Source organism: Novosphingobium mathurense (assembly GCF_900168325.1).
GTDB classification, from domain to species: domain Bacteria; phylum Pseudomonadota; class Alphaproteobacteria; order Sphingomonadales; family Sphingomonadaceae; genus Novosphingobium; species Novosphingobium mathurense.
Genome location: NZ_FVZE01000001.1, coordinates 885,944 through 898,757 on the forward strand (window position 1 = coordinate 885,944; position 12,814 = coordinate 898,757).

Sequence of the window (12,814 nt, forward strand, 5' to 3'; positions counted from 1 at the left end):
GTTACACCTTCAGGTCCGTCAGGCGCCGAATGGCATATACGCCTATGCAGTACAGGACGAAGAGCGCGGGAAAACCGACAACGAAGATCGAGTCCTGGGCAACGTCGAGATAGAACTTCGGGTTGACCAGGAACATGCTGAGCAAGGTGAAGACAGGCAGGACGGTCAGCATCCAGCCGGTCATGCGGCCTTCCGAGCTCAAGGCGCGGACCTTCAGGTAAAGCGCCGCACGCTCACGGATGACCTTGGACAGGTTGTCGAGAATTTCAGCCAGGTTGCCGCCCGTCTCGCTCTGGACCGAGACGCACACCACGAACATGCGGATGTCCTCAAGATCCCAGCGCTCGGCCATGGCCGCAAACGCGTCATTAAGCTCGGCCCCATAGGCCACTTCGTCCGACACAAGTCCGAATTCGGTGCCGACCGGATCGGGCATTTCCTCGGTGATGATGCCGACTGCCGAGCCAATCGGATGCCCCGAGCGCAGCGAGCGCGAGAAAATGTCGAGAGCCACCGGGAACTGCTCTTCCATCCGCTTGCGGCGCTTTTCGGCCTTGCGGCTGATCAGCATGATCGGCAGCGCAATGGTCGCCCCCAGGCACAGGACCACGGCAAGCTGGACTACGCCCAGGGTGATCGTGATGCGAAGGATGAAAAGGACAAGCAGCATCAGGCACAGCGATGCGAAGAAGGCAATGACCATGCGCAGCAGGATCTGCTTCGCCTCGGTCCGTATTGCCGCCATCATCACCATGCGCACGAAATTGACGTACTTGCGTTCGAACCAGCCGGCGTCCGGCGAAAGATGCGGGGGCGCGTTCTTCAGCAGGGAGTAGGCCACCGCCTCGCGCGAGAGGCCCGCTCGCAACATTCGCAGACGTTCGTTGATGCCGGAGCGCTCCGATCGCCGCTCCCAGGCAAATCGCAGGAAGATCTGCGAAATAAGGAAGACGGCGATGAATGCCGCGAGCAGGACGAAGAGTCTGACGAAGAGGGCCGTCATGACGGGTCGAACGCAGCAGAGTGGCGGAACAGTTCGGGATCGAGGTGGATGCCCTGCTCGGCCAGTTGGCCCGCAAACTTCGGCCGGATACCCGTTGCCTCGAAATGGCCGATGACATTGCCGGCATCGTCGCGTCCGGACATCTTGAAGCGGAAGATCTCCTGCATGGTGATCGTGTCGCCTTCCATTCCGGTGATCTCGCTGAGCGAGAGCATCTTGCGCTTGCCGTCCGACAGTCGCCCGATCTGGATCACGACGTTGATCGCCGCCGCGATCTGGCCGCGGATCGAGCGGGCGGAAATATCGATGCCGCTCATGCCGACCATCTGCTCGATACGCGAAAGCGCATCGCGCGGGGTGTTGGCGTGGATCGTCGTCATCGAACCGTCGTGACCGGTATTCATCGCCTGCAGCATGTCGAAGGCTTCTCCGGCGCGACATTCGCCAAGGATGATGCGGTCCGGACGCATACGCAGGGCGTTCTTGACGAGCTCGCGCTGCGTAACTTCACCCTTGCCTTCGATGTTAGCCGGCCGCGTCTCGAGCCTGGCAACGTGCTCCTGCTGAAGCTGGAGTTCCGCCGAGTCCTCGATGGTGACGATACGTTCGCGCTCATCGATGAACGAGGACAGTGCATTGAGCATCGTCGTCTTGCCCGAGCCGGTGCCGCCGGAAATGATGATGTTGCGTCGGCCCAGCACGATCCCGCGCATCACCTCGGCGACCTGCGGGACGATGCTGCCGATCTCGACCATGCGCTCCATGCTGATCGGCTTCTTGGAGAACTTGCGGATCGAGAGCAGCGCGCCATCGATGGCCAGCGGCGGGACGATCGCATTGACGCGCGAGCCATCCTGAAGGCGGGCATCGACGAAGGGCGAAGACTCATCGATGCGACGGCCGACCGCACTCACGATCTTCTGGATGATCCTGAGCAGGTGGCGCCCATCCTGAAAGCGCGTGGTCACTTTCTCAAGGACGCCGAAGCGCTCGACAAAAACCGAATCCGGACCGTTCACGAGGATATCGTTGACGGTCTCGTCCTTGAGCAGCGGCTCAAGGGGGCCAAGGCCGAGAAGTTCGTCGAGAACCTCCTCGCACAGCGTCAGGCGCTCGGCCCGGTTCAGCATCTCGCTGCGCTGCTCGAGAATCTCGGCGACTATGACCGAGATCTCGTTGGCAATCGTCTCGCGCGACATCTTTTCGAGAGCCGCGAGGTTGATTTGGTCGAGCAACTGGCGATGGATCTCGATCTTGAGATCGAGCTGGCGCGATACCGCCCGCTGTTCCGGTTCGAAGAGAGGTGCCGGCGTCAGCTTGTCGAGCGACATCCTCGGTGCCGCGCTTGGCGGATCCTGAACTTCCGGCGTTCTGCGAAGCTGCCACATGGTCAGTCCTCCCTCTTGAGACTGCTGTCTCTCAGCAGCTGACCGAGCTTGCGAACGTCAGCCATGAACTTGCTCTTTCGGTGAACGGCACTCGCCAGCATTCCCTGGTCCTGCGACGTGCTGACAAGAGGCGATTCCAGCGCAACCTTGCCCAGAACCCGGTGATTGAGCGTGCGGGAAACGTCATCTAGGTCGATGGTCTTGAACAGGCGGTTCTCGACCCGGTTGACTACGATCTCGACGGCGGAACTCTCGATCCCGACCGAGGCGAACAGCTCCAGCCGGCGACGCGCCTGACGCAGGCTGGCGATCGAGAGCTCACACACGAGGATGATCGAGTTCGCCGCAAGAGCCGCGGACAAAGTCCAGTTCGTCCAGTTGGCCGGAAGATCCAGCACGACGTAGCCGAAGCGCTGGCGCAAAAGATGGATTACGCGCAGCAACTGGTCGATATCCACCGATTCCAGCGGCAGGATGGCATCGGGCGCAGTGACTACGGACAGGCCGCCGCCCGCTTCGCCGATTGTCGAAGTCAGCAGGTCGTCGTCGAGACGGTCGCCGGCTTCGAGCAGATCGTTGAGGCTACCCCGGGGATTGACGCCAAGGTAGATGCCGACGTTGCCGAACTGCAGGTCGAGGTCGACGATGACTGCCCCCGCGTCACCCGCATGCTCGGCGAGATCCGAAGCGAGGTGCGTCGCAATCGATGTCGCGCCGCAACCACCGATGGAACGCGCCACTGCCACCAGCGGGGCCAGCTTCTGCGCCGACCGGGGCCGCGTATCGCGCCTCACCGAGGCTTCGAGCACCACCTGCATGAGTTCTTCGGGTTCGAGGGGAAGCGACACGACATCGCTCACGCCCTGACGTACCAGCGTCCGCACCAGCGAGACGCTGGCATCGCCGATCGCAGCGATCAGCGGAATGTGGGAATAGTGCTCGCGAAGCGAAGACAGCCGCCGCATCGATCCTGCGTCGCGCGGATCGACTTCCGCGACGATCTGGGTGGCATCGCCGATCACCGCATCGGGCACCTGCTCGGCCGGGTCGAGTTCATGCGCACGCACCCCTGCCGGAAACTTGCCCCCGACCGCGGCACTGAAAGCGGAGATGTAAGGTCCGCTGGCAATGACGAGGATGTCGGTGTCGCTCTTCAACGTGCCTTCCCTTATCGATTGGGCGAGTTGTTCATGAATTCCCATTGAGGTCACCTAGTTGGACACTGTTCCGCTGCCATCTTCCATGGTCAAAGCGTACGCGAATGAAGGTAGAGGTACCGAAACCTGAAACAGCAGCGTGGTCAGCGGCGTATATGTCATGTTGCGCAGGCTGACGGTCGTCAGCGGGGCAACGTCCGGACCATTGGGATCGCCGGAGAAGCCGAGACCGGACCAGGCATAAGTCACCACCACGTTGCTTGCGGTGATATCGCTGTCGATCTGCGCCATGCGCGTGACGAGCCGCCCAAATGCCGCGTTATCGGCCGTCAGCGGGAAGTTGCAGGTACCACCGCTGGCGCAGGTGCACGAAGCCGTCGTGCCGTTGCTCTGACAGGTAACTCCGGGGAAGGCCGTCTGGTCGACGACCGTACCCTGGGGGACACCGCCGGAAACGGCGAAACTATACGTTTTCAGGCCGCTCGCGACCATGTCGGTGGCGACAGCCCAGCGCGCGCCGGTTTGCGTCGCCTTTTCCGCCTGATTGATGTTCCAGGCATAGAGGCCGACATCTATGGTTCCGATCAGCGCGATCAGCAGGATCGGCAAGACAAGCGCAAACTCTGCCGCACTGGCACCGTTCTGGTCGCGGACAAGTTCGAGGAGACGCTTCATAGTCCCATCACCGGGCTTTGCGCGGAAGCCTTCAGCCTCCACCCTGTCGTCACCAGTCCGAGAGTCCCGAACAGTGAGGGATAGGCGACGTCGGCGCTGATCTTCACTCTGGGCGCATTCCCACCGACGCTGGCATAGATACCCTGCTGGCTGGATGAGCAGTCGACGGCAATCGTTACGTCCGCATTCGCCCAGCCATACACAGCGGCCGTGCCACCGGATATCTGTCCCGTCCGGGCCAGATTCTTCACCGCTGTGGCATCGCCACCGAAGGTTCCTGCACAATCGTACTGGCTGAAGGGCAAACGACCGGCATAACGGGCGGCGTCACGAACGCCCTTCACCACGCGGTGTTCGCACATGATGTAGTACGCGCCTTCGAACGTCCCGAAGATCAGCAGCAGGACCAAGGGCAGGATCAGTGCCATCTCGGCTGCTGCTGCACCGGATTGGTTCCGCAAGATGGCGTGAACACCGGACATCGTCACTTCACCAGATAGGGAACGTCGCGACGAATCTGCTGCGCCGCCGTGCTCCCTCCTCCGCCAAGCTGAGTCGCTCGCACGATCTCAACGTAGACGTCGCTCTTCTCGGTGTACTTCGATCCACCCGTTCCACGGGTCGCTGATGGTTCGACCAGGAATACGTCAACCCACGACTGAACATGGACGCCCGAAGTCGAACCGGTAATCCCTTCAGCCTGACAATTGATTACGGCGACGGAGATGAGGCGACGGTCCGGAGCCGATCCGTTCACCGGGATTCCGGGCGGTTGGCAATAAGGTTGCGGCCGCGAGACGATCGCACCGTCACTCTGGTTCTGCAACCGGCTCGCCGCATTATCGGCTTCGTATTTGTAGACCTGATAGCGCGTGGGCGTCGACGTCCCGAAGGTTCCCGAAATGCTGAAAGTGGTCGGATCGTAATTCGTGGAATTGGTCTTGAAATAGGCGTTACGATCCCAATTGCCGTCGCCGATAATTCCGCCGCTGCAAGAACCGGTCAGGCTGATCGCGTGACACATATCCCGCGGATAGCCCATGGGCGACGTGTTCGAGATTTGCGTAGCGGTCAATGGTGTGGTGGCAGAGGTCGGCCTGTAAGGACGCGGCGCTTCGACCCAACCATTGCCGCCGCCGTTGGCAATCCCGCAATTGCCCGCTCCGCCCTTGTGCATCAGGTCCTTGCGGCTGTTGGCAGAAGGCGGGCAAAGGCTGTTTCCGACGCCGCAGGCCTGGTTCAGGCCGTTGTCGTAAATGTCGAAGCGCGTGTTCAGGGCGTCGAGAACGCTGACCTGTTCACCCGGCTTCGTGGTAACGTCGTCGACACCTACGCAGTCTCCGGGAATTTCGACACGCCCGAGCGTCTGCGCCGTCGCCTGTGCACCGTTCCCGGCGTTCGTCTGGAGATATCCGAAGTTACCCGGTCCGTAATTGCCACCGCCGTCATTGGCGATCAGCCGCATTCCCATGCCGATATAGTTCGACACGGTGAACGTCGGATCGGTTGATTCCGCCGGATTGCACATGAAGACGGGCGGCACCTTGCAGATCGAAGATCCCAGCCCCGCCAGAGCGCTGGCATTGAGCGAGCCGCTCAACAGGCCCGTGACCGGCGTCAGTGCATAATCGACGGTCCTGACGTCAACGTCGACCTCGATGAAATGCGCGTTTGCGTCGCTTGTGGCGGCGGTGGTTGCATTCCTGTCCTGCCAGAACCGGACGCTGCCGGTCGCATCGCAGGCTGTCTCAGAAGGAATGGAAATCGTGTGCGTGGTGCTGGCCAGAAGCGTCGTATTGGTGACGAGTGAGATGGCCGCAGTCGCCGCGCGCGAGCAGGCGCCAGTCTTTCCGTCCAGCTGCGACGCCCCTGCCAGAGCGGCCTGGTCGGCACCGTTCTGCAATTCGCTGTCCATCGTCGAGAGCCGCGCGTAGTCGAACCCGACCCCCGCGACCGCGATCAATCCCATCAAGGCAAGGGCATATGTCGCCGCAACCGCGCCGTTTTCATCCTCTTTCAGAGTTCGGAAAACATCGCGCTTCATGGCTGCGTGCCCTTCCCCCGTCAGTTCGATCCGCCGCCTGACGACATACTCTTGGTAGTCGTCATACGTTCGGGCTTCTTGACCTTGTCCTCGCGATAACGTTCCACCGCATCGGCGGCGTGATCGCCCGAGGATTCGGGGATTGCTGTCTCGTAATGCGGGTCCGGATCGATGACCTGCGCCATCATCGTCTGGCGATTGGCTTCACCGAAGTTATCCGGACCACCCATGTATGGCGGTGTGTCGGTCGTTGCGCAGGCCGAAAGCCCGACAGCAAGGACGAGCGCTGCGGCGAGGCCCGGCAGCCGGGATTTCTCAATATTCATAGCCGTCCCCCTTGTCCTGCGTCCCGGACTGACCTTCCGTCGGCACCGCCGGAGCGACGGGCTGCGGGCTGTAGGGCTGCCCGAGCAGGAAGGTGTTGAGTTCACCCGGATCGGCCACGCGATCGGTGGGCAGGCGCACCTGGCTCGGCTTGATCGGCGCGACGAGCCTTGGCGTCACCACGATCAGAAGCTCGGTCTCGCCCTTCTTGAAGCCGCTCGAACGGAACAACGAGCCGATGATCGGCAGCGAACCAAGGATCGGAACCTGACTGATCGTCGTCTGGAAATCCTTCTGGAGCAGCCCTGCGATGGCGAAGCTTTCCCCATCGCGCAGTTCCAGCGTAGTGCTGGCCCGACGCGTCCGCAGTCCCGGGATAACGATATTGCCGACCGTGATCGAAGCCGTTGGATCGAGAGCACTGACCTCAGGCTCAACAATCAGGCTGATCGTTTTGTCGCCAAGCACCGTAGGCGTAAAGCCGAGGCTGACGCCGAAAGGCTTGAACTCAACCGTGATCGCCTGGTTGCCGTTGCCGCCACCGGCACTGCTCTGCTGGGCGACCGGAACAGGAAACTCACCACCGGCAAGGAACGATGCCTTTTCACCCGAGAGTGCGATGAGCGTCGGCTGAGCCAGTGTCTTGGCAAGGCCGCGCGTTTCGAGCGCATTGAGCGTGGCATCGATGTTCAAACCGCCGAGGCTGAATGCCTTGCGGAAGATGCCGAAAGTATCGGTGATCGCCGAAAGCTGCAGGATTCCCGCATTGGAGGTGTTGGTGATCGTGGTCGTGCCCCCACCCGCCGTAGGAATGGTCGTGGTCGTGGTCACTTCATTGGGTACCAGCTGCGCCCCGGCCCCAATGGCCGAAGAAAAGCTGCCGCCTTTCGAATTGACGAAGCCGCTAACACCGATGTCCTTGCCGGCCGTTCGGTTGACCTCGGCAAAGCGCACTTCGAGCATGACCTGCTGGCTGGAACCCATCGTGACAAGATTGATGACCTTGTCCCCGGCATAAGCTTTCGCAAGCTGGGCTGCACGATCCGCGGCGCCAGCGCTGTTGACCATGCCCGTCAGGACTACGGAGTCGTTGGAGATCCGTGCATCGATCTTGCTGCCGGGGATCAATTCGTTGATCTGGTCGCTGAGCGCTTCGACGTCAGGGCCCACGGCAATGTCGATGATCGAGATCACCCGACCGGCGTTGTCGTAAAGCGTCAGGCTGGTCGTGCCCATCTTCTTGCCCAGCACGTAGATCGAACGATCCGTGACGGGAAGAATATCGGCAATGTCCGAGCTGCCGACCATCGCCTTGGCGATCGGGCGGTCCGCCGAGACCACCTGGCTCTTGTTGAAGGGCACTTCCAGCGTGCCGGCATGAAGACCGCCGGCAGTGAGGGCCTGCGCCCGCGCCGTGTCGGCCAATCCGGCGAGGCCGGCTCCCGACATGGCCACCAGGGCAAGGGCAAGCGCCGTGCGCGTCGTGCGATTAGTAGCCACGTTGCACCTCATACTGGCTGGGTTCGCTGCCGCGGAAAATCGTCATCATCGGTCCGCTCCTGCGCGGCGCGCTCGTCGCGGGCGACATGACCGACCGTGAGATCGGTGTAGCCGGAGCTGACGGCGCGCGGCTCTCCCGCGAAGCAATGTAGATCTTCCGGGCTGTCAACTGGTTCGGAAGGACGGTTGATGCCGCGGTAACGGTTTGATCCGTAGCGTTACGTAGAGCAAGGCTGAGCACGCCAAGCTGCTGCGCCAGCGCCAGCTTCTGCGCGCCGAGCGTATCGACCTGCAGTGTGGCGGTCTTGCCTGCTGCAGTCGGCTCCGTGCTCTTTTCGCTCGCATCGACATCGATGGCGAGGACAGGGACTGTCGAGAGGACAACGTCCGTCATCTTGTCATCGGTCGAGGCACCGTCACCAGGGATCTTGCGCGTCAGCAGCACGTCGACCGTGTCACCGGGACGAATGAAGCCGCCCGCGGCGGCAACAGCGCTGATCGGAACGGCAACAGCATACTGACCCGTAGGAAGGTTGGCCGAAAGGGTCGGCCGCGACGAGAGCTTGGAAGCGAGAACCGGCTCACCGGCTACAATGCTCCGTAACGTCGCGTTACCCTTCCCAATAGCATCGGCAATTGAAGTGAACGACCCGTCCGGGATCGAATTTGAGGGCCAGTTTGCCAAGCGGACATTTTGATCGTTGAGCAAGGTACCGAATGGCAGTTCCTTGGTCGCCACCACAATTTGATTTAGCTGCTGCTCGCGAGCGAGTTTGGCCTGCCGTTCTTGGACACCAGAAAAATAGGAGTTCGCGAGTAGTACGGCAACAAGCCCTAATACCACGGCAACCCCAATTAGGATCATGTTGCGCCCTTGCATGTGAGCGCCCCCCTCTAAATAGCCCCAGAAAAAGTCGATTGGCCCCACTCCGCGAAGAGTGGGGCCAAAATCATTAGCAATTCGTTGCGTTAGGCGTGGTGATGCAGTCTGCAGCCCCGTCCATCGCGCCCGAAATCGACGAGCCCAATGCGATGGCGGCAACAGCGATACCGGTGCCGACGATTGCAAGAATGAGAGCGTATTCGGCAGCCGAAGCGCCGGCTTCATCGTTAACGAAATTACGGATAAACTTGATCATAGCGCACTCCTAGTCAACATTTAGCGGTCCCCCAGCCCCATGGCTGCCCGCCTGACTAATGTTTTCAGGGCCCCGGCATCTATTTCCGGCTAACCCACCGTCCGTGAGAGAGTACACTGGAACCAACGCGACCTTTGTTCTTTTAGAACCGTGACTTGCATCGGCTCCTATGCGTAGGTTCCCTCACTGGGCAGGCTTAGAATTGATCGCGAAGGTCAAGTTGGTCAATTAAAAAGCTAAGTGTATTTTTTATCTCTGCAAATCAGTAGCTTACGAAAGTTAATCGTTGAAATAATTGGTTAATTTCCAAGCACTTGTGGGGATTTGGCATCAACCCAACCCGATTCGAAAACGACTCACCGCCGATTCCCCTCGCCAAATTTTACGCGAGCTTAACCAAGACCGACCATGTTAAAGGAGGAATGGAAAGGGAAAACCGAACATGTGGCAGCCGCAGATAACGGATGGTCGCAGGATCGAATACTACAAGGGCACACTCCTCTCCTGGCTGGAGAACCGGAGCATCGGTGTTGTGAACTTCTTCCATTCGCGAATGGAATCGATCATCACATACTGGCTAGGCACCATGTTGCTTTTCGCCCTAGCCAAAGTTGCCATTGCGGCGAACGACAAGACGCAGTTCGCAAGTCTTGCTGCCATGATCTTCCCCTTCCTCGCTGTCACAATGGCACCGGTAGTCGCTTACCGCATCGCCACGGCCTGTTTCCCGCTCCGCGACCTGGCATCGCAACCTTCGTTCCGGCTCTGTCGCTACGGCCAGTGGCGGCAGCTCGATTGTCTTCAGGCACGGAAGACCACGGCGTTCGGTCCGACAGGCTTTATGGCGTCGCTAATCGCCGGAATGCTGCTCAACGTGCCATTCCGGACGGCAGAATTCATGCTTGCCATGCCCGCAATGCCCGCAAGTGCTCCTGCCTGGGCAACGACGATGCTGGCGATGATGACAATGGACGTCGTCGTCCTGAATTTCTTTTACACCGTATGCTTCGTCATGGCCTTGCGCACCGCCCCTCTTTTCCCGCGGATGCTTGCTTTCACCTGGCTTCTCGACGTGATGATGCAGTTGCAGATTGCAGAGAAAGTCACGCAAACCGGCAACCTACCCGCTTCGGTTGCAACGGCATTGCATTCAATGCTCTCGGGCAACATCGACAAGGTCCTGATCAGCGCGGCGATCTGGCTGCCTTACCTGATCCTGTCGGAACGGGTTAACGTGACCTTCCGCCATCGCACACGCGCAAAGCCTGCCGCCATTGCCGCTTGACGGGGCTCTTCACCACGCGCGGTCCGGTTTCCGGTGAGCCCACGTAGCGCCTTCGCTGGCAAACTATCCTTCGTGCAGCTTGGCTGGATCGATCGCCAGAGGCTCGTCGCATACTCCGCGATCCTGTTGATCGCTTCGCTGCCAAGCTTCCTGCATTTCTATATGCAGGCGAATGGCGAAAGCGGCAGCGATTTCCTGGCATTCTGGTCGGCCGGGAGACTGGTCCTGACCGGGGCAGCCGAAACCGTCTACGATCTCAAATCGACCTTCGCGATACAGGCTACAGTCGGGCGGAATGACGTCTTTGCATTCGTCAACCCGCCGCCGTTCCTCTTCATCGTAGCGCCACTTGGCTTCCTGGCCTACAATCAGGCGTGGGTGGCTTGGATCTGCGCCACTTACGGGTTCTGGCTCTACCAGACGCGCAAAGCCGATAGAGAGCTAACCTGGCCGATAGCAGCTTTCCCCGGCGCCCTGGTTTCAGCATGGCATGCGCAGACTGGTTTACTGACCAGCGGCCTTCAAGCGGCCTTCGCAACCAATCTTGAGCGCAGGCCTTTCGTGGCGGGACTTTGGACCGGCGCGCTCATCATCAAGCCGCACCTTGCGGTGCTGATGCCCGTAGCCTTCCTGGCATCGCGCAACTGGCGCGCAATTGCCGGTGCGGCGTGCTCAAGCACAATTCTATTGCTGCTGGCGTGGGTGGTCTTCGGCAGCGGAACAATGCTGGCCTATCCCAAAAGCTGGGAAGTAAGCCGCGCATTGATGGCCAATTCCGGACCGGAATTCTTCTTGCGCCAGACCACTGTTTATGCGGCCTTGCGTGCAACAGGCAGCGAGTATCTCGCGATCTGGGCGCAAGGCATGACCAGCGTCGTTCTCGTGTGTCTGACCTGGAGAGTTTGGTCCATAGAGGTCCCTACCGATGCCAAACTGGCCTTTCTTTTCGCAGCCAGCGCCCTGGTAACGCCGTATCTCTTTAACTACGATCTTGCGTTCCTCATCCTGCCTTGGCTCTGGCTGGCAAGGCAATCAAGGGAACGCCTGTTCGGAGCATGGAAGCGGCCGCTCTTGGTAGTGCTTTATCTTGCGCCTCTGGCTTGCCGTGCATTGACGTTTCCGCTCGGGATCAATCTGACCTTTGCCTATTGCATCCTGCTTACCGCACTGATCTGGCGCTGCATTATCATCGAGAAGAATTCGGCCAAGACGCAGCCTGACGCCCATCATCGTTAATATCCGCTAACCACGGCGATAAACGGCATATTGATGCCGGTGCGGCAAGTCTTTGCCGTATGAAGTGGTCCCATCTCGTTGCTGCGGGTGTGCCGGTTCTCGGCTTACAGCTCGCCATTGCCGCTCCGGCGCAGGCTTCGGCCTCGGTGGTGCTGGGGCTGCCGCTGGTGGCCGTTGCTGGGATATCGGGCCTTTCTAGTCTCACTCCATCGGGTTCGGACTTTCCTGCCAGCGCTTGTGAAGGGCCCGCCTCTGCGGGGCACGTCGCTCTGACGCCGGAACCTGTCGCCAGCAAGGCGGCTGCGCTGCTGGGCGGTGCGCCGAGCAAGCTTGAGCTGATCTCGATGCAGCAATCGTCTCGCAAAGGGCAATCGTCGCAGGCTCTGGCGCCGATCGCGCCGGCTGCCGGGGGCTGGCGCTGTGCATCACTGGCTGAAGCGCGTACGATGCCCGCGATCTACTCTGCAACGAGCCATACGCCGGCCAATCCCGACAACTTCCTGGGCAGCGCACGCCTGCCCCTGCGGCATACGAACTTCGATGCGCAGTGGGACCGGGTTCGTAGCGCCGGGCTGTCGAGCCGCGTCGTAGCCGGTATGGCTACGCGCTCCGGCGCTGGCGTAAACGAAACCGCGCTTGCAGCGGTCAATGCGTGGTCCAACCGGCATATCCGCTACCGCGAGGACAGCGACATCTACGGCAAGCCCGACTACTGGGCGACCGCCAGCGCCACCCTCAAGCGCGGCGCCGGCGACTGCGAGGACATCGCGATCTTCAAGATGCAGGCGCTTGCCGCACTGGGCGTGCCGCGTTCCGACTTGTACCTGACGATCGCGCGGAATACCGTGCGCAATGCCGATCATGCCCTGCTCGTCGTCAGGCTGGAGGGCCGCTACTGGCTGCTCGACAATGCGACCGACAAGCTCCTCGACGGCGCGATGAGCTACGACTACCGGCCGATCATGTCGTTCAGCGCCGGCGGCAAGTGGCTGCACGGCTATACGCGCGAACCGGAACAGGCACCAACGCTTCTCGCCGCACGCTGAACGGGTCGCATCTCGTT

13 protein-coding genes are annotated in these 12,814 nt (G+C 60.7%); 3 read left to right on the top strand and 10 right to left on the bottom strand.

The window, feature by feature from the left end; all coding sequences use genetic code 11:
* Window position 1: 1 nt before the first annotated feature.
* From B5483_RS04265 to B5483_RS04310, 10 genes are all read right to left on the bottom strand, one after another.
* Window positions 2–1,003: a type II secretion system F family protein gene (locus tag B5483_RS04265; protein WP_079729554.1), complete on the bottom strand. Its 1,002-nt coding sequence runs from the start codon at window positions 1,001–1,003 to the stop codon at window positions 2–4.
* Entirely contained in the window at window positions 1,000–2,391 is a 1,392-nt protein-coding gene (locus B5483_RS04270; protein WP_139383900.1) for a TadA family conjugal transfer-associated ATPase, read from the bottom strand. Before B5483_RS04270 ends, B5483_RS04265 begins: the two co-directional genes overlap by 4 nt.
* A gap of 2 nt (window positions 2,392–2,393) precedes the next feature.
* The gene (locus tag B5483_RS04275) at window positions 2,394–3,593 is read right to left on the bottom strand and encodes a CpaE/TadZ family protein (RefSeq protein ID WP_079729555.1); all 1,200 of its coding nucleotides are present in this window, start codon (window positions 3,591–3,593) and stop codon (window positions 2,394–2,396) included.
* Window positions 3,594–3,602: 9 nt separating this feature from the next.
* Window positions 3,603–4,223, bottom strand: a complete 621-nt coding sequence (locus B5483_RS04280; RefSeq protein WP_054947861.1) for a TadE/TadG family type IV pilus assembly protein — start codon at window positions 4,221–4,223, stop codon at window positions 3,603–3,605.
* Window positions 4,220–4,705: a TadE/TadG family type IV pilus assembly protein gene (locus B5483_RS04285; RefSeq protein WP_079729556.1), complete on the bottom strand. Its 486-nt coding sequence runs from the start codon at window positions 4,703–4,705 to the stop codon at window positions 4,220–4,222. Before B5483_RS04285 ends, B5483_RS04280 begins: the two co-directional genes overlap by 4 nt.
* Window positions 4,706–4,707: 2 nt before the next feature.
* A complete protein-coding gene (locus B5483_RS04290) occupies window positions 4,708–6,267 on the bottom strand; it encodes a TadE/TadG family type IV pilus assembly protein (RefSeq protein ID WP_079729557.1) in 1,560 nt (519 codons plus the stop codon).
* 20 nt (window positions 6,268–6,287) lie between these two features.
* Window positions 6,288–6,593 carry a hypothetical protein gene (locus B5483_RS04295; protein ID WP_079729558.1) on the bottom strand — a complete coding sequence of 102 codons (306 nt, stop codon included), beginning with the start codon at window positions 6,591–6,593 and terminating at the stop codon, window positions 6,288–6,290.
* Window positions 6,583–8,091 (bottom strand): type II and III secretion system protein family protein, encoded by a 1,509-nt coding sequence (locus B5483_RS04300; RefSeq protein ID WP_176167944.1) that lies wholly within the window; start codon window positions 8,089–8,091, stop codon window positions 6,583–6,585. Before B5483_RS04300 ends, B5483_RS04295 begins: the two co-directional genes overlap by 11 nt.
* Window positions 8,081–8,971 carry a Flp pilus assembly protein CpaB gene (cpaB, locus tag B5483_RS04305; protein ID WP_079729871.1) on the bottom strand — a complete coding sequence of 297 codons (891 nt, stop codon included), beginning with the start codon at window positions 8,969–8,971 and terminating at the stop codon, window positions 8,081–8,083. The genes B5483_RS04300 and cpaB overlap by 11 nt, the downstream gene beginning before the upstream one ends.
* 73 nt (window positions 8,972–9,044) lie before the next feature.
* The gene (locus tag B5483_RS04310) at window positions 9,045–9,230 is read right to left on the bottom strand and encodes a Flp family type IVb pilin (protein ID WP_079729560.1); all 186 of its coding nucleotides are present in this window, start codon (window positions 9,228–9,230) and stop codon (window positions 9,045–9,047) included.
* Between the two features lie 442 nt (window positions 9,231–9,672).
* Between B5483_RS04310 and B5483_RS04315 the strand changes: the two genes are divergently transcribed.
* Genes B5483_RS04315 through B5483_RS04325 form a run of 3 tightly spaced genes read left to right on the top strand, consistent with a single transcriptional unit; the run spans window position 9,673 to window position 12,797 of the window.
* Complete coding sequence (locus B5483_RS04315) at window positions 9,673–10,515, top strand: DUF2569 family protein (protein WP_079729561.1); 843 nt, start codon at window positions 9,673–9,675, stop codon at window positions 10,513–10,515.
* Window positions 10,516–10,548: 33 nt separating this feature from the next.
* Entirely contained in the window at window positions 10,549–11,751 is a 1,203-nt protein-coding gene (locus B5483_RS04320; RefSeq protein WP_176167945.1) for a glycosyltransferase family 87 protein, read from the top strand.
* Between the two features lie 59 nt (window positions 11,752–11,810).
* The gene (locus tag B5483_RS04325) at window positions 11,811–12,797 is read left to right on the top strand and encodes a transglutaminase-like cysteine peptidase (protein ID WP_079729563.1); all 987 of its coding nucleotides are present in this window, start codon (window positions 11,811–11,813) and stop codon (window positions 12,795–12,797) included.
* The last annotated feature ends 17 nt before the right edge of the window (window positions 12,798–12,814 follow it).